Annotated in this window: 15 protein-coding genes; 9 read left to right on the top strand and 6 right to left on the bottom strand. The window is 63.6% G+C overall.

Going from position 1 to position 17418, the window contains the following annotated elements:
* A complete protein-coding gene (locus AK81_RS15985; RefSeq protein ID WP_043200336.1) occupies positions 1-1368 on the top strand; it encodes an ATP-binding protein in 1368 nt (455 codons plus the stop codon).
* A gap of 305 nt (positions 1369-1673) precedes the next feature.
* Positions 1674-3344, top strand: a complete 1671-nt coding sequence (locus AK81_RS15980) for an FMN-binding glutamate synthase family protein (protein WP_043200335.1) — start codon at positions 1674-1676, stop codon at positions 3342-3344.
* Positions 3345-3497: 153 nt separating this feature from the next.
* Here AK81_RS15980 and AK81_RS15975 read toward each other — a convergent pair whose 3' ends face one another.
* Complete coding sequence (locus AK81_RS15975) at positions 3498-4817, bottom strand: OprD family porin (RefSeq protein WP_043200334.1); 1320 nt, start codon at positions 4815-4817, stop codon at positions 3498-3500.
* A gap of 475 nt (positions 4818-5292) precedes the next feature.
* Here AK81_RS15975 and AK81_RS15970 point away from each other — a divergent pair, with 475 nt between their 5' ends.
* Positions 5293-7368 carry a TonB-dependent receptor gene (locus AK81_RS15970; protein ID WP_043200333.1) on the top strand — a complete coding sequence of 692 codons (2076 nt, stop codon included), beginning with the start codon at positions 5293-5295 and terminating at the stop codon, positions 7366-7368.
* A gap of 178 nt (positions 7369-7546) precedes the next feature.
* Here the strand turns inward: AK81_RS15970 and AK81_RS30455 are convergent, their stop codons facing one another.
* The gene (locus tag AK81_RS30455) at positions 7547-7744 is read right to left on the bottom strand and encodes a hypothetical protein (RefSeq protein WP_026034717.1); all 198 of its coding nucleotides are present in this window, start codon (positions 7742-7744) and stop codon (positions 7547-7549) included.
* A gap of 191 nt (positions 7745-7935) precedes the next feature.
* On the bottom strand, positions 7936-9042 hold the full coding sequence (gene aguA / locus AK81_RS15965; RefSeq protein WP_043200332.1) for an agmatine deiminase: 1107 nt from the start codon (positions 9040-9042) through the stop codon (positions 7936-7938).
* A 278-nt stretch (positions 9043-9320) separates the two neighbouring features.
* Here aguA and rfbC point away from each other — a divergent pair, with 278 nt between their 5' ends.
* The 4 genes from rfbC to AK81_RS15945 are packed head-to-tail and all read left to right on the top strand — an operon-like array spanning position 9321 to position 13581.
* Complete coding sequence (gene rfbC / locus AK81_RS15960; protein WP_043200331.1) at positions 9321-9866, top strand: dTDP-4-dehydrorhamnose 3,5-epimerase; 546 nt, start codon at positions 9321-9323, stop codon at positions 9864-9866.
* Between the two features lie 42 nt (positions 9867-9908).
* Positions 9909-11723, top strand: a complete 1815-nt coding sequence (locus AK81_RS15955; protein ID WP_043200330.1) for a sensor histidine kinase — start codon at positions 9909-9911, stop codon at positions 11721-11723.
* Entirely contained in the window at positions 11720-13126 is a 1407-nt protein-coding gene (locus AK81_RS15950; protein WP_043200329.1) for a sigma-54-dependent transcriptional regulator, read from the top strand. Before AK81_RS15955 ends, AK81_RS15950 begins: the two co-directional genes overlap by 4 nt.
* Positions 13126-13581, top strand: coding sequence for a YiiD C-terminal domain-containing protein (locus AK81_RS15945; protein WP_043200328.1), 456 nt, complete (start codon positions 13126-13128; stop codon positions 13579-13581). Before AK81_RS15950 ends, AK81_RS15945 begins: the two co-directional genes overlap by 1 nt.
* Before the next feature lie 166 nt (positions 13582-13747).
* Here AK81_RS15945 and cysQ read toward each other — a convergent pair whose 3' ends face one another.
* Positions 13748-14566, bottom strand: a complete 819-nt coding sequence (cysQ, locus tag AK81_RS15940) for a 3'(2'),5'-bisphosphate nucleotidase CysQ (protein WP_043200327.1) — start codon at positions 14564-14566, stop codon at positions 13748-13750.
* Complete coding sequence (gene nudE / locus AK81_RS15935; RefSeq protein ID WP_043200325.1) at positions 14563-15129, bottom strand: ADP compounds hydrolase NudE; 567 nt, start codon at positions 15127-15129, stop codon at positions 14563-14565. Before nudE ends, cysQ begins: the two co-directional genes overlap by 4 nt.
* 64 nt (positions 15130-15193) lie before the next feature.
* Here nudE and yrfG point away from each other — a divergent pair, with 64 nt between their 5' ends.
* Positions 15194-15856 carry a GMP/IMP nucleotidase gene (gene yrfG, locus AK81_RS15930; protein ID WP_043200323.1) on the top strand — a complete coding sequence of 221 codons (663 nt, stop codon included), beginning with the start codon at positions 15194-15196 and terminating at the stop codon, positions 15854-15856.
* A gap of 112 nt (positions 15857-15968) precedes the next feature.
* Here the strand turns inward: yrfG and lysM are convergent, their stop codons facing one another.
* Complete coding sequence (gene lysM, locus AK81_RS15925; protein ID WP_043200321.1) at positions 15969-16409, bottom strand: peptidoglycan-binding protein LysM; 441 nt, start codon at positions 16407-16409, stop codon at positions 15969-15971.
* A gap of 177 nt (positions 16410-16586) precedes the next feature.
* Here lysM and fdhD point away from each other — a divergent pair, with 177 nt between their 5' ends.
* On the top strand, positions 16587-17417 hold the full coding sequence (gene fdhD, locus AK81_RS15920; protein WP_043200319.1) for a formate dehydrogenase accessory sulfurtransferase FdhD: 831 nt from the start codon (positions 16587-16589) through the stop codon (positions 17415-17417).
* Position 17418: the final 1 nt, after the last annotated feature.

Genomic DNA, 17418 nt, shown 5'->3' with positions numbered 1-17418 from the left:
ATGCGCTGGCTTCGCCGGCTGTGGCCGCGCACCTTGTTTGGTCAGCTGCTGCTGATCATGGTCAGCGGCACGCTGGTGATCCAGTTGATGTCGAGCAGCATCTGGTTCGATGTGCGTTTCGCCCAGGTACTCGAGGCACCCGTGCGGCTGGTTGCTGCGCGCAGCGCACCGCTGATTGCCCAGGCCAACTGCCACGGCGGCACGCTGCAGGCGCCAGCCCATTACCAGCTACGCTGCGCCGAAAGCCTGCCGACGCCGCAACAAGACGAGCGCCGCGGGCGCAGGCGCGTCGAGCTGTTGCTGCACCAGGCACTCAAGTACGAGCTGGGGCATGCCCAGGAGGTGCGCCTGTTGAAAGTGCAGTTGACCGATGAACTGGGCCAGCCGATCGTCTGGCGCAGCCTGTTCGGCCTGCGCACGGCCCAGGCGCATATCCAGTTCGCGGTGCCGTTGGCCGATGGCCACTGGCTGACCATCGATGGCCAGGAACTACAGGGCTGGAGCGGCGAGTCGGCCTGGGTGCTGATCAGCGATTATCTGCTGCGAGTGTATGCGCTGCGCATCGTCGCGGTGCTGCTGGTGTGCCTGATTGCCGTGCGCCTGTGCCTGCGCCCTTTGCGGCGCCTGGCCGATGCCGCACGTGGCCTGGGTGGCAACCTCGAACAACCCCCCTTGGCACTGGATGGCCCGGAGGAAGTGCGCCAGGCGGCCCAGGCGTTCAATGCCATGCAGCAGCGGCTGATTGCCATGGTCAATGACAAGGCCTACTTCCTGGCCGCCGTGTCCCACGACCTGCGCACCCCGCTGACCCGCATGCGCCTGCGCCTGGAGCGCCTGCCGGACGACGAACATCGCCAGCGCTTGCGGCAGAACATTACCCAGATGGACGACATGATCGGCCAGGTGCTGGACTACCTGCGGGCCGGGGAGCAGCTGAATTTGCAGCAGGTGGACCTGGACCGACTGGTGGCACGCCAGTGCGCCGAGTTGGCCTGCGCCGAAGAACCGCTGCCGGTGCATGGCCAGGCGGGGTGTTCGCAGGTGGATGCCGTGCTGCTGCAGCGCTGCCTGCAGAACCTGCTGGTCAATGCACTGCGCTATGCCAAGGACATCTCGGTCACACTGGAACGGGCTGTCAGTGGGGTGTTCATCCATATCGACGACCGCGGGCCGGGGATTGCGCCGGACCTGCTGGCCACCATCACCGACCCGTTCGTGCGGGGTGAAGGCTCGCGTAACCAGGCATCCGGCGGGTACGGGCTGGGGTTGAGCATTGCCCAGCGAATTGCCGCCAGCCATGGCGGTGAGCTGATGCTGTCGAACCGCGAGGGCGGTGGGTTGCGGGTCAGCATACTCCTTCCTCGCTAACGCGATCTTTGCGGGGGAACTGTCTTGCACAAAATCCAGAAGCGGGCGCGATAACTGTGGGAGCGGGCATGCCCGCGAAGCAGGCAACGCGGTGGATGGCACCGGCTACGCCGGTGTTCGCGGGCATGCCCGCTCCCACAGAGATCGCGTCAGATTTTAAGTGCTGTGCTAGACGGTTGTTCCCCAAAGGGGCCGCGAACGCTCTGGAATACGCAATCAGGTAACAGTCTTTTACCGATTACCCAGGTTTTCCCCTCCCCGCCTTTGCCTATCCTATGCCCGGTCATCCTGCCTGCGATGGACCCATGAATCACTCTCTGCCCAGCCGCTACGCCTGCCTCGCAATCTGCCTGCTGTTCACCTTCGCCAGCCTGCCGCTGCTGCCCCAACATGCCTGGCTCTGGCCAATCACACTGATCACTGCCCTGCTCAGCCTGGTCGGGCTCAACGACCTGCGCCAGAGCCACCACGCCGTGCGCCGCAACTACCCGATCCTGGGCAATATCCGCTACCTGATCGAAACCATCCGCCCGGAAATCCGCCAGTACCTGATCGAGGGTGACGACGACAAGCTGCCGTTCTCCCGTTCGCAGCGCTCGCTGGTGTACGCACGCGCCAAGAACGAAAGCGCCGAAAAAGCCTTCGGCACCCTGAACGATGCCTACAAGCCCGGTTTCGAATTCATCAGCCATTCGATGCTGCCAGTAGCCACGCCAGACCCGGCCTCGTTCCGCATCGCCATTGGCGGGCCGCAATGCCGCCTGCCCTACTCGGCTTCTATCTTCAACATCTCCGCCATGAGCTTTGGCGCCCTCAGCGCCAATGCCATCGCCGCGCTCAACCGTGGCGCGCGCATGGGCCGTTTTGCCCATGACACCGGCGAAGGCAGCATCAGCCCGTACCACCGCGAACACGGCGGTGACCTGATCTGGGAAATCGGCAGTGGCTACTTCGGCTGCCGTACCGCGGACGGTCGTTTCGACCCGCAGCGCTTCGCCGAACAGGCCCGCTCGCCGCAGGTGAAGATGATCGAGATCAAGCTCAGCCAAGGTGCCAAGCCTGGCCACGGCGGGATCCTGCCGGGGCACAAGGTCAGCGCCGAAATTGCCGAGACCCGTGGCGTGCGCGCAGGCGAAGACTGCATCTCTCCGGCCGCGCACAGCGCCTTCCGCACACCGGTCGAGTTGCTGCAGTTTTTGGCCAGCTTGCGCGAACTGTCGGGCGGCAAGCCTGTGGGCTTCAAGTTCTGCCTGGGCCACCCGTGGGAGTTCATGGGCATCGCCAAAGCCATGCTGGCCACCGGCATCACCCCGGACTTCATCGTTGTCGATGGCAAGGAAGGCGGTACCGGCGCGGCACCCCGCGAATTCAGCGACAACATGGGTGTGCCAATGCGCGAAGGGCTGATGTTCGTGCACAACACCCTGGTCGGCCTGAACCTGCGCTCCAGCATTCGCATTGGCGCTGCGGGCAAGATCGTCAGTGCCTTCGACATCGCCAGCGTACTGGCCATCGGCGCTGACTGGGTCAACTCGGCACGCGGCTTCATGTTCGCCATTGGCTGCATTCAGTCGCAAAGCTGCCACACCAACAAATGCCCGACCGGCGTGGCCACGCAAGACCCACTGCGCCAGCGCGCCCTGGTGGTACCGGACAAGGCCGAGCGGGTGGCCAGCTTTCATCGCAACACGCTGCACGCACTGGCCGAAATGCTGGCGGCTGCAGGCCTGGAGCACCCTTCGGAGCTGAAGCCAAAGCACCTGGCCCGGCGCATCAGCCCCAGCGAGATCGGGCTGTTTTCGGACCTGCACACGTTCCTCAAGCCAGGCGAACTGCTCAGTGGCTCGATTGAAAGCGAGTTTTATGCACGGATGTGGCGGATGGCGCGCAGCGACAGTTTTGCGCCAGAGACGGGGGACATTCCAACGAGAGCTGTGGCATCACGCGTGCGCCACGAAGAGACTGAACCGGCATGACAACAACGACTGGGGCTGCTCTGCAGCCCTTCGCGGGCTTGCCCGCTCCCACAGTTGCAGCGCCAGATCAGGAGGCGGCGCTATACCTGTGGGAGCGGGCAAGCCCGCGAAGGGCCGCAGCGCGGCCCCAGCTTTCATGCAAACAACTGCGGATCAGAAGATGCTGATCGGGTACTCGACGAATACGCGGACTTCGTTGCCGTCGTCGTTGTAACCGTTCTGCTGCACGGCGTTGTTGGTACGCAGGAACGAGCTACGCAGCTTGATGGACAGGTCCTTGGCCGGGCCGTCCTGCACCACGTAACGGATCTGGTTGAAGATCTCGCGCTCTTTACCTTCGCCGAAGCCCTGCGGGTTGGCGACGTTGCGGGTGTTGATGTTGTCACCCACCACGTAGGCCAGCTTGTAGGTCAGGCCCGGGATGCCGTAGGCACCGAAGTCCAGGCCGTAGCCCAGCTGCCAGGAGCGCTCGTCTTCGGCGTTGAAGTCGGACCAGTACGAGTTGGCCAGGTAGATGGTCGAACCACCGTCACCCACGCCACCGGCGTTCTGGTAGAAGCCGTAGTTGTAGCCGGTGCTGCCGGTGCTGCGCTGATGCGCGAGGGTGAACGAGTGCGCACCGTACGCGTAAGTGGCTGCCAGGCTCCAGATGGTGTTGGAGTCGCCGTTCAGGCCAGCGGCTTGTACGTACTTGCTGTCGATGTCCGACTTGTAGCCGTTGAAGTCCAGGGTCAGGGACTGGTCGCTGGCGATCGGGAAGACGTAGTTCAAGCCCAGGTAGTGCTTCTTCATCACGTCTTCGTTGTCGGCGGTGTACAGCGAAGCGGTGAAGTTGTCGGTGAACTTGTAGCTACCACCGAAGACGTTGATCGACTTCAGGCCGCCACCGTCACGGCGCTCGGCGCTTTTGCGCGCTTCCTGGGTGAAGCGGCCGGCGTTCAGTTCCAGGCCCTCGATCTCTTTCGAGGTGATCAGGGTACCGGTGAAGCTTTCTGGCAGCAGACGCGCGTCGTCGTACTGCAGCACTGGCAGTGCTGGCATCTGGTCACCGTACTTCAGCACGGTGTTGGAGATGCGGAATTTGACTGCTGCGCCACCACGGGCCAGGTTGTGCGGCGAGCTGGCGTTGCCGTCGGCATTGGTGGTTTCGTGCGGCTTGAAGAAGTCGACGCCGCCGCCACCGTTGTGGCCTTTGCCGCCATCAAGGCGCACGGCGTACAGGCCGAATGCGTCGACGCCGACGCCAACGGTGCCCTGGGTGAAGCCGGAGGAGAAGTTGGCGATGAACGCCTGGCCCCATTCGATCTGGTCGTCGGTGCCGTGCTTCTTGTCACGGTTGATGTAGGCGTTGCGCAGAAGGACGTTGGCGTGGCTGTCCTCGATGAAGCCCTTGCTGTCGGCCTGGTCATTGGCCTGTGCCTGGGTCGCGGCGATCATCGCCAAGGCGACCAGGCTGATCCTGGTTTTCAACATGTTGTTTTCCTTATTTCTTAATCAAAAACGCTCTGCACTATGACGCCAGGAACCAACGCCCCTTCGTAGGTTCGACGCTATGCGGATCCAGCCTGGTGGGCCAGCCGGTAAGTGCACGGCAGCCCTCGGCAGCAGCTTGGCCAAGATCATGGCCAGCAGGCGTTGGCCGAATCCTAGCCGTGTGCGATTACAAATGTCAAAAAGTCGTGAAATGCAGGTTGATATAACCAAAATTATCGACGCATCTGGTGCATTTCCATGCAGGTTTGCGCTATCAGCGGGCAATTTATCTTGTGTGGGAAATTGCCTTTTGATCGAACGGACAATTTCCCGTGAGCAGGCAAACCGTGGCGGCAGAAGCTGTTACAAAGAGATACATATGTAAAGACAAGCCTTTACAAATACCCAAGCAAGAGCAAATAGCAAGCATTACCATTCGCGCCTTCTTTTTCACCTGCCCGGTCCGGATGTGTCCATGCTTGTACCCTGCCGCCTTTCCCCCTTGACGCTTGGCCTGTCGCTGCTGTTCAGCGCCGGCCTGGCCAGTGCCGCCACCACCACGCTGCCAGAGTCGTCGGTTACCGCCGACAGCGAGCGCGAGAAGGACAACCCGCGCGTCAAGGAAGTGAACACCGCCACCCGAACCTCCACCCCGGTACGCTATGTGCCGCAGGCCATCGACACGGTGAAAACCGCCAACGTGCTGGACTACGGCAGCAACACCCTGGGCAAGGCGCTGGAGGGTATCCCCAACGTCAGCAGCGGCGCCGACACCCGTTTCGACAGCGTGCGCATCCGCGGCTTCGAGGCCAGCAACGACTTCTACCTGGACGGCATTCGCGACGACAGCCAGTACATCCGCGACCTGCACAACATCGAGCGGGTCGAGGTGCTGAAGGGGCCTGCGGCGGTGCTGTATGGCCGGGGCAGCCAGGGCGGCATCGTCAACCGGGTCAGCAAGGCACCAGAGCCCGGCCGCCGCTCAAGCATCAACGCACAGGCCGGCAGCGAAGACCTGCGCAGCCTGTACGCCGACCTCAGCGCCGACCCCAGCGACACCGTCAGCCTACGCCTGAACATGGGCAACCAGGACAACAACAGCTTCCGCGATGGTATCGACGGCAGCCGCCAGCTGTTCGCCCCGTCGATCAGCTGGCAAATCACCCCCGACCTGAACTGGCTGGTGCAGTACGAATACAGCCGCTACAACCGCACGCCCGACCGGGGCATCCCCGGGGTAAATGGTCGCCCGGCCGACGTCAGCCGCGGCACCACCTACGGCGACCAGCGCGACTACATCGATGATCGCGCCCAGTCCCTGCGCTCACGCCTGAACTACCAGCTGAACGAAACCTGGCAGCTGCGCCATACCCTGGGCCTGTTCAAGCTCGACAGCGAGTTCGACAACACCTACGTCACGGGCTACAACGCCAGCACCAATGTCTTGACCCGCCAGCGCTGGCAGCAGGACCTGAACACCCGCAACCTGTTCAACAACCTGGAAGCCGAGGGCGATTTCGACACCCTGGGGCTGGAGCACAAGCTGCTGCTGGGCCTGGAGTTCGGCAACCAGAAGCGTGACCCGGTGCTGTATACCGCCGTAAGCCAGCTGCTGCCGGGCCTGGGCAAACCCGGACGCAACCAGCAGCACAATGGCAACCTGGGGTTATCGAGTAACAACCACACCGTGGTTGATAGCCGTGGTCTTTACCTGCAAGACCAGATCCGCCTGAACGATCAGTGGCAGATCCTGGCTGGCGTGCGCTTCGACCAATTCGACGTGCAAACCACCAACAAGGATGGCGTGCGCGAACCGCAGGACAGCAACAGCACCAGCCCGCGCCTGGGCGTGGTCTACACGCCGTGGCGCGACCATTCGTTCTACGCTTCGTGGAGCAAGACCTTTTCGCCGGTGGGCGGCGGCCTGATCGGCATCACTCCAGATGCGCCGGGCAACGGCAACGACGCCAAACCGGAAGAAACCCGCCAGAAAGAAATCGGCGTGAAGAGCGACTGGCTGGACCAGCGCCTGACCACCACCTTGGCCGTCTACGAGCTGGAACTGTACAACCGCCGCACCCGTGATCCGGAGAACCCGAATAACATCTTGCTCAGCGGCTTGCAGCGTTCGCGCGGCATCGAGTTGACGGCCACCGGCAACATCGTTGGCAACTGGTATGTACGCGGCGGCATCGGCCTGCAGGATGCAATCATCGTCAAGGACAACAACGGCCAGGAAGGCAACCGCATCAACGACGTGGCCAAGCGCAACGCCAGCCTGTTCGTGACCTGGAAACCCGAGCTGGGCTGGTACGCCGAAACCGGCCTGACGCTGGTGGGCGAGCGTTACGCGGATAACCAGAACACCACGGTGTTGCCGGGGTATGGCCGTTGGGATGCGCTGGCGGGGTACCGCACCCATGACTGGGATGTGCGGGCGGCATTGAGCAACATTGCCGACAAGACCTACTACAGCTCGGCGACCAGCGCGGCGCAGATCCAGGTGGGGGACCCGCGTAGCCTGGTGGTGACGGGTAGTTACAGCTTCTAGCCCTCCCGTGGATTGACACGGTCAATTGTAGGAGCGGCCTTGTGTCGCGATGGGCTGCGCAGCAGCCCCAGGATCGCAATCTCAGCACAGATTGCTGGGGCTGCTGCGCAGCCCATCGCGACACAAGGCCGCTCCTACACGATTGCGCGCAACCTTCAGGCATTGACGGTAATTGATGTCAGTGCCACACCGCCATCAGCGCCTGCATCTCTGCTTCGCTGATCAGCCCTTGGGGGTACCGTCCGGCAAGCAGACGTCGTGGGTCGGTCGTCCTGACCCTGATGCTTCCATGGTGTTTCAACCACTTCGCCACAACCTTGAGCGATTGGTGATTCACTGCCGATGGGCGCAATGCCGACTCACTTGCTGCGTTCATTCCTGCACGTACTCCCTGGCCCGTGAGCGGCTAATTTACGTAAGTATTGTTACAGATCCGATACCCCGGCTTCGCCAAGCTATCTGGCTATCTGCTTGAAAAACAATACAAAACGTATGCCAACCCGAGCCTCCGGACGTCGCCCCAAAAAAAGGCCCGTCACATGACGGGCCTCTTCATTCACTGCGTACTCAGCGCTTGACCGGCGCCGGTTGCTGCTGGGTCAGGCAGTGGATGTTGCCGCCACCCAACAGCAACTCGCGGCCCGGGATCATCACCACCTCGTGGTCGGGGAAGATTTCCGCCAGGATCGCTCTGGCTTGGGCATCTGCAGGGTCGTCGAAGCTTGGCGCAATGATGCCGCCGTTGACGATCAGGAAGTTCACGTACGAACCGGCCAGGCGTACCGACGGGTCTCGCTCCTGGCTACCGGCCACCTGGTCGACACCGGCACACTCTTCGGCGGAGGCAAACAGCGGGCCCGGGATCGGCATCTTGTGCACGATAAACTCGCGGCCCTTGGCATCGCGGGTGTTCTTCAACACCTCCATGGCCGCCTGGCAGCGCGCATAGTTGGGGTCGTTGGAATCATCGGTCCAGGCCAGTAACACTTCGCCCGGGCGCACGTAACAGCAGAAGTTGTCGACGTGGCCGTCGGTTTCGTCGTTGTACAGGCCATCGGGCAGCCACACCACGGTGTCGACCGCCAGCTGATCGCGCAGTACCGCTTCGATCTGCTCGCGGCTCAGGTGCGGGTTGCGGTTACGGTTGAGCAGGCATTCCTCGGTGGTGATCACGGTGCCTTCACCGTCCACGTGGATCGAACCGCCCTCAAGTACGAAGCCTTCGGTGTGGTAGCGCTGGCAGCGCTCCATTTCCAGCACCTTGGCGGCCAGTTCCTCGTCGCGGTTCCACGGTGCGTACAGGCCGCCATCGAAGCCGCCCCAGGCATTGAAGCCCCAGTCCACGCCGCGCACTTCACCCTGGTCGTTGATGACGAAGGTTGGGCCGGTATCACGCACCCAGGCGTCGTCGTTGCTGATTTCGATCACACGAATGTTCGGCTGGTCGAGCTGGCGACGGGCATTTTCGTACTGGCCAGCAGAGGCCGCGACGGTCACAGGTTCGAAGCGGGCAATGGCCTTGGCCAGGGTCACATGCGCAGCCTGCGCCGGCTTGCCGCCCAGGCGCCAGTTGTCCGGGCGCTCCGGCCACACCATCCAGACCTGGGTTTGCGGCGCCCACTCAGCGGGCATGTGGAAACCATCGGCACGGGGCGTGGAGTTGAGGGTTTTCATGGGTGACCTCTATGATGGCCCTGAGCCGGAGTGTGCTGGGGCGTTTGCCAATTTATAACCGATATATATCGATATTTGAAGCCCGATAGTCGGGATTTGCTCGCGGCCTTTGCGCAATTAAATCGATAACAATCGAATCGCGCAAACCCTTGTCTGGTGCCGCCACCGGTCTGACGTCTACCATAGCCACACCTTATGCATCCTGTTGCATCGGCATGCGGAAATTTCGAGCAGGGCCGACTAGGGTCAATACTTGGGCAACGGGCCAGCGAGCCACTATGAACATCATCCCTACCGCAATCCCTGAAGTACTGATCATCGAGCCGAAGGTTTTCGGTGACAGCCGTGGTTTCTTCTTCGAGGCATTCAACGCGCGTGAGTTCGCGCGGCAAACCGGTGTTAAGGCCGAGTTCGTCCAGGACAACCACTCACGCTCCATCAAGGGTGTACTGCGCGGGCTGCACTATCAGGTCGAGAACACCCAAGGCAAGCTGGTGCGGGTGGTGCACGGGGAAATCCGCGATGTCGCCGTGGACGTGCGCAAAAGCTCGCCAACCTTTGGCCAATGGGTTGCGGTGCACCTGTCGGCCGACAACCACCGCCAACTCTGGATTCCGCCTGGCTTCGCCCACGGTTTTGCGGTGATGAGCGAGTCGGCCGAGTTCCTCTACAAGACCACCGATTACTACAACCCGGGCGCCGACCGCTGCATCCGCTGGGACGACCCACAGCTGGCCATCGACTGGGGGCTGCAGCAACCACCGGTGCTGTCGGACAAGGACAAGCTCGGCCTGCCACTGGCAAAGGCGGAACTGCTGCCTTAACTAGCGCATAATTGCGCCAGACTTTTCTGGCGCATTTACGTGATGATTGCAAAACCCACGCCCCCACGCCGTCCCCGCTGGCGCAGCCTGGCCTTGTTGGCCCTGTGCCTGGCCCCGTTGCTTTGGCCCCTGCATCACCTAGCCGAACGCTACTACCAGGAAGAGCTTGCCTCGCAGAACCGCCAGACCCTCGACCTGTACGTCGCCAACCTGCTCGGCACCCTGCACCGCTACGAAACCTTGCCGCAGATACTCGGCGACCTGCCGGCGCTGCGTGGCGTGCTGGCCGACCCGTTCCGCCTGGAAGCGGTGACCAACGCCAACCGCCTGCTCAAGGACATCGTGCAGCAGACCGGGGCCGAGGTGATGTACCTGATGGACGTCAGCGGCAACACCCTGGCCGCGTCCAACTGGGACAAGCGCGACAGCTTCGTCGGCCGCAACTTCGCCTTCCGCCCTTACTTCAACGAAGCCATGGCCGGCCACCTGGGCCGGTTCTTCGGCCAGGGCACCACCTCGGCCAAGCGCGGCTACTTCTTCGCCGCAGCCGTGCGGGACCGCGAACGCATCGTCGGCGTGCTGGTAGTCAAGGTCGACCTCGACCACACCGAAACCCTCTGGGGCCGCACCCCCGAGCAGCTGTTGCTGACCGACCACAATGGCGTGGTCATCCTGACGTCGCGGCCCGACTGGCGCTTCCGCTCCACCCGCACGCTGACCGAGGCCGAGCGCCAGGCCATCATCGCCATCCAGCCCTACCCGACCCAGGCCCCGCAACCGCTGGTACTCAACCCGGACGCCTGGATCACCCAGACCCGCGACATCAAGGAAACCGGCTGGCAGGTCAGCATCCTCGCCCCGCGCATGCTGGTCGACCGCTCGGTGCAAACGGTGATGGCCATCGGTGCCGGCACGCTGCTGGTACTGATGCTGCTGGCCGGCCTGGTGATGCAACGGCGGCGTCACTACATCGACCGCATCGACCTCGAAGCCCGTGGCCGCCAGGAGCTGGAAAAGCGAGTCGCCCAACGTACTGCCGACCTTGAAGGCCTGAACACCCGGCTGAAAAATGCCGTGCTGGAACGCGAAAACGCCCAGCAGGAGGCAGTGCGCGCCCAGGACGAACTGGTGCAGGCCGGCAAGCTGTCGGTACTCGGCACCATGTCGGCCAGCATCAGCCACGAGCTGAACCAGCCGCTGGCGGCCATCCGCAGCTACGCGGAAAACGCCGAAATCCTGCTGGACCACCAGCGCACCGATGACGCCCGCGGCAACCTCAAGCTGATCAGCGAACTGACCGGGCGTATGGCCTCGATCATCGCCCACCTGCGCGCCTTCGCCCGCCGCGACCGGCATGCCCCGGAAAGCGTGGCCTTGCAGCCGGCCCTGGACGATGCCCTGGCACTGCTGGCCAAGCGCCGACGGGCAATGGCCGTGGAGCTGATCCGCGACCTGCCGGAGGCGACCTTGTGGGTACAGGCCGGTGAAACCCGCCTGCGCCAGGTGCTCGGCAACCTGCTGGCCAATGCCCTCGACGCCCTGACCGAAAAGGCCAACCCGCGCCGCTTGTGGCTAAGTGCCGAGCAGCGCGATGACTGCGTCTACCTGTACATCCGCGACAACGGCCCCGGCTTCAGTCGCCAGGCCTTGGAGCATGCCAAGGAACCGTTCTTCACCACCAAGACCCGCACCCAGGGCCTGGGCCTGGGCCTGGCCATCTGCGAAAGCCTGATGCGCGCCCTGGGCGGTGAACTGCTGCTGGCCAACCACCCGGAAGGGGGCGCACTGCTGACCCTGCAGCTGCGTGTGGCCGCGCCTGGCGCTACTTTGCCCAATTCGGAGGACTCCTCGGCATGACCACCGAGACACTGATCGACAGCCAAGCCCAGGTCATCCTGGTCGACGATGACCCGCACCTGCGCCAGGCGCTGAGCCAGACCCTGGACCTGGCCGGGCTCAAGGTGGTCGCCCTGGCCGATGCCCAAGGCCTGGCCGAGCGTATCGAGGCCGACTGGCCCGGTGTGGTGGTCAGCGACATCCGCATGCCGGGCATCGATGGCCTGCAACTGCTGGAGCAACTGCACGGCCGCGACAGCGAGCTGCCGGTGCTGCTGATCACCGGCCATGGCGATGTGCCGCTGGCGGTGCAGGCGATGCGCGCCGGGGCGTATGACTTCCTGGAAAAACCCTTTGCCACAGACGCCCTGCTCGACAGCGTGCGCCGCGCCCTGGCCCTGCGCCGGCTGGTGCTGGACAACCGCAGCCTGCGCCTGGCACTGAGCGACCGCCAGCAACTGGCCACCCGCCTGGTCGGCCATTCGCCGTCCATGCTGCGCCTGCGCGAGCAGATCGGCGCCCTGGCCGGCACCCGCGCCGATGTGCTGATTTTGGGTGAAACCGGCGCGGGCAAAGAGGTGGTTGCCCGCGCCCTGCACGACTTGTCCAGCCGCCGCGACGGCCCGTTCGTGGCGATCAACGCCGGCGCGCTGGCCGAGTCAGTGGTGGAAAGCGAGCTGTTTGGCCATGAGCCAGGCGCCTTCACTGGCGCGCAGAAACGTCGTATCGGCAAGTTCGAGTTCGCCAACGGCGGCACGCTGTTCCTCGACGAAATCGAGAGCATGAGCCTGGATGTACAGGTAAAACTGCTGCGCATGTTGCAGGAGCGGGTGGTCGAGCGGCTAGGTGGCAACCAGCTGATCCCGCTGGATATCCGCATCATTGCCGCGACCAAGGAAGACCTGCGCCAGTCCGCCGACCAGGGGCGCTTCCGTGCCGACCTGTATTACCGCCTGAACGTGGCGCCGCTGCGTATCCCGCCGCTGCGCGAACGCGGCGATGACATACTGGTGCTGTTCCAGCACTTCGCTGATGCCGCCAGCCAACGCCATGGCCTGGCGCCGCACACCTTGCAGCCGGCCCAACGTGCCGTGCTGTTGCGCCACCCTTGGCCAGGCAATGTACGCGAGCTGCAGAACGCCGCCGAGCGTTTCGCCCTTGGCCTGGAGCTGGCCCTGGACGGCCAGGCGCCACCGCCGACAGCAGCTGCAGTGCCAGTGCTCAGCGGCAACCTCAGCGAACAGGTCGAGCACTTCGAACGCTCGCTGATCGCTGCCGAACTGGCCCAGCCACACAGCTCCATGCGCAGCCTGGCCGAGGCGCTGGGCATCCCCCGCAAGACCCTGCACGACAAGCTGCGCAAGCACAGCTTGAGCTTTGACGGCGGCAGCGGCGGGCATGACGACCACGAGGACCACCGTTGATGAACACCGATAGCCAGTACCTGCAGTCCGTACTGCACAGCGACATCCCCCTGACCCGCGAAATGGGCCTGGAAGTGATCGATTGGCAGCAGCACACCCTGCGCCTGCAACTGCCGCTGGCGGCCAACGTCAACCACAAGAGCACCATGTTTGGCGGCAGCCTGTACTGCGCCGCCGTGCTGGCGGGCTGGGGCTGGCTGCACCTGCGCTTGCGGGCGCTGGGGGTCGATGACGGGCACATCGTCATCCAGGAAGGGCAGATCAGTTATCCGTTGCCCGTTACCGGTGCGGCGGTGGCGCGGTGTGCGGCGCCCGACGAGAAAACCTGGGAGCGATTCCTGGCCATGTACCAGCGCCGTGGGCGGGCGCGGTTGACGCTGGAAACCACCGTGAGCAATGCCGGAAGTGACGAGCCAGCGGTGAAATTCAGCGGCCAGTACGTGCTGCACCGCTAGTACGACTTACGCGGACTTTGTGGGAGCGGCCTTGCCGGGGCGCCGGACCGGTCGGATAGGGCCGCAAAGCGGCCCCGGCAATTCTCGCGGCAAAGCTGAAATCCTGGGGCCGCTTTGCGACCCTTTCGCGACACAAGGCCGCTCCCACAGGGTAGGGTGAAACCCGTCAGATCAGGCTCAGGAAGGCCTGGCGCCATGCAGCATTGGCCGGCAATGCCAGGAAATACGGATTAAGCAGCGACTCCCGCGCCGGGTACCGGAACGGCAACCCGTCCAGCCCGATCACCTCGCCACCGGCCCCTTCCACCACCCCCTGCGCCGCCGCAGTGTCCCACTGCGAAGTCGGTGCCAGGCGCGGATAGCAATCGGCGCTGCCCTCTGCCAGCAAGCAGAACTTCAACGAACTGCCGATATTGGCCAGCTCCAGCTCACCCACCGCAGCCCCAAGGCCGGCCAACAGCGCTTCCTGCTCCGGGCTGGAATGTCGACGGCTGGCCACCACGGTAAAACGCTCGCCCTGCGCAGGTGCGTTGCGTACCTGAATCGGCTGCGCCGCCTCACCGGCATCTGCACGCCAGGCCCCGATGCCGCGCCCACCAGAATAGCAGCGCCCATTGGTGGGCATCGAAACCACGCCAAACACCACCTCGCCGTTTTCGACCAGGGCGATGTTGACCGTGAACTCTTCACTGCCGGCAATGAACTCCTTGGTGCCGTCCAGCGGGTCGACCAGCCACCAGCGGCTCCAACCCTCACGCTCACTCAGCGGAATGTTGCAGTCTTCCTCGGACAGCACCGGAATGTGCGGCGCCAGCGCCAGCAGGCCATCGGCAATCACCCGGTGCGCTGCCAGGTCGGCGGCGGTCACCGGCGAATCGTCGGCCTTGTTGGTCACGGCCACATCGGCGCGCCAGAACGGCAGGATCGCCTCACCTGCGGTCAGCGCCAGCTTGACCACTTCGTGCATCAGTTGCAGGTCGTTCATAGCTCCAGCAGACCCCGCTGGATCATCAGGTCACGGGCCAGGTACAGCGCCGCCAGGGCGCGGCCCTCGGTGAACTGCGGGTGCATGGCCAATGCCGACAACTCGCGCAGGTTGACCTTGTCGACCCGCATCGGCTCCGGCTCATCGCCTTCCAGGCGCTCTTCGTACAGGTCGGTGGCCAGCACTACCTGGATCTTCTGGCTCATGTAGCCCGGCGACAGCGACAGTTCGGTCAGGTGCTCCAGCTGGCGTGCGCCAAAACCGGCTTCTTCCTTGAGCTCCCGGTCGGCTGCCGCCAGCACGTCCTCGCCCGGCTCGATCAGGCCCTTGGGCAACGACAGCTCGTATTCATCGGTGCCGCCGCAGTATTCCTCCACCAGCACGGCGTGCTCGGCGTCGAGCATGGCCACGATCATCACCGCGCCGTAGCCGTTACCCCGGCCCACCAAACGCTCGTAGGTACGCTCGTTGCCATTGCTGAAGCGCAATTGCACGGCTTCGACGCGGAACAGACGGCTGCTGGCGACGATTTCGCGGCTGAGGACGGTGGGTTTCTGGCGCATGGGGCGGCTCCTTGGCGTGAACGGGTTACTATACCGCGGCTAGCCGACTGATCGAGAGTTTCCCATGCCTGTTATTCCCTGGTCTGCCATCGATACCGTCCTGCTGGACATGGACGGCACCCTGCTCGACCTGCATTACGACAACCGCTTCTGGCTGGAGCACCTGCCCCAGCGCTATGCCGAGCTGCACGGGGTGAGCCGGGCCATGGCGGAAATGGAGCTGCAACCGCTGTTCGAGCGCAATGCCGGCACGCTGAACTGGTATTGCCTGGACTTCTGGAGCCGCGAGCTGCGCCTGCCTATACGTGAGCTGAAGCAGGAAATTGCCGACCTGATTGCCCTGCGACCGGACGCCGATACCTTTCTGGCGGCAATCCGCAAGGCGGGCAAACGCGTGGTGATGATCACCAATGCGCACCGCGACTCGCTGTCGCTGAAGCTGGAACGGGTGGAACTGGCGCCGTATTTCGAACGGCTGATCAGCTCGCACGATTATGGCTACCCCAAGGAAAGCCCGCAGTTCTGGGATGCGTTGCAGGCGGATATCGGCTTTGAGCCGGGGCGCAGCCTGTTTATCGATGACACGCTGGCAATTTTGCGCAGTGCACAGCGGTTTGGGGTGGGGCACCTGCTGGCGGTGCGCCAGCCAGATAGCAAGGCAGGGCCGCGGGATACCGAAGAGTTTGCGGCGGTCGAGGATTACCGGGAGTTATTGGCAGGCCTGTGACGCCCCATTCGCGGGCATGCCCGCTCCCACAGGTACAGCGCCACATTCAACGCTGGCGCTGTACCTGTGGGAGCGGGCGCGCCCGCGAAGAGGCCGCTACAGGCTTCAGAGATCAGTCAGGAATACGCAGCACCTGCCCCGGATAGATCTTGTCCGGGTGCGACAGCATTGGCTTGTTGGCCTCGAAGATCTTGTTGTACTGGTTGGCATTGCCGTAAACCACCACAGAAATGGCAGACAGCGTGTCGCCCTTCTTCACCGTAACAAACCTGGCCGCCGCCACCACCGGCCCGGTCACGGTGATCTGGTCATCCACGCTGGCCACGCCATTGATGTTGCCGGCTGCGAGAATGATCTTCTCCTTCTCTTCCTGGCTGGCCACTTCACCCTTGAGGGTGATCTTGTCTCCCTCTACAGTGGCGGTGATGTTCGGGTTACCCAAGCCGACACTTTCCACGTGTTTCTTCAGCTGCTCCTCGGCATTGGCATTGCCAGGGGTCAGCAGGTCTATCAACTTCTCGCCGGCTTCCTTCACGAAACTGAACAGGCTCATTGCGCTCTCCTTGTTGACGAAACCTCGGACACACGAGTCTAGGCCAGCTTTTCCACTCCCGCCCCCCGTGCGACCAATCGACGCGGTCTATCAAGGCATAGAGCCTAGCGATTAGACGCCGCCGGCCCGCAAGCCTAGGCTTGTGCTATCAGAAAGCCGCCGGTATTCAACGCCCCGATGAACAGCAAACCTCCGGTCTGCGCGGCCTCATCGCCCTTGTCCATGCCCGCCGCCAGCAACACCTACGACTACGTCCAGCTCAGCGACGCCCAACGCGACAGCACCCCGCTGGCCGAAGAAGTGGCCCTGGCCATTGTCTACAACGGCCTGAACCAGGCAGTGATGCTGGTAAGCCCCACCGACCTGGAAGACTTCGCCGTCGGTTTCAGCGTTGGCAGCGGCATTGTCGAAGGCACGGCAGAAATCTACGACCTGAAACTCTCCGGCAGCGGTTCGGCGATGTACGCCGACCTGGAAATTTCCAGCCGGGCGTTCTGGAACCTGAAAAACCAGCGCCGCCAGCTGGCCGGCACCAGTGGTTGCGGCCTGTGTGGGGTCGAAGCCCTGGAGCAAGCCCTGCCGGAGCTGGCCGTGCTGCCTGGCGCACCCCTGCCCCCGGCCCAGTGGCTGGTCGGCCTGCGTGAACGCATCGATGCCTTCCAGCCGTTGGGCCAGCATTGCGGGGCTGTGCATGCGGCACTGTTCATGGACCGCCATGGCGAGCTGCTGCTCGGCCGCGAAGACATCGGCCGGCACAACGCCCTCGACAAGCTGATCGGCGCCCTGCTGCGCCAAGGCATCGACAGCCAGGGCGGCCTGGCCATCGTCACCAGCCGCTGCAGCCTGGAGCTGATCCAGAAAGTACTGCGTGCCGGCATCCAGACCCTGGTCAGCCTGTCGGCGCCCACCGGCCTTGCCCTGCAATGGGCACGCAAGCACAACCTCAACCTCATCCATTTGCCCAAGCACAGCGCACCGCGGGTCTACAGCCCAGCGGCGGAGTCGTAAC

Origin of the sequence: Pseudomonas putida W15Oct28 (assembly GCF_000708715.2) — a bacterium.
In the GTDB taxonomy this organism is placed as follows: Bacteria; Pseudomonadota; Gammaproteobacteria; order Pseudomonadales; family Pseudomonadaceae; genus Aquipseudomonas; species Aquipseudomonas putida_R.
This window is presented reverse-complemented; position numbering and strand designations above follow the sequence as displayed.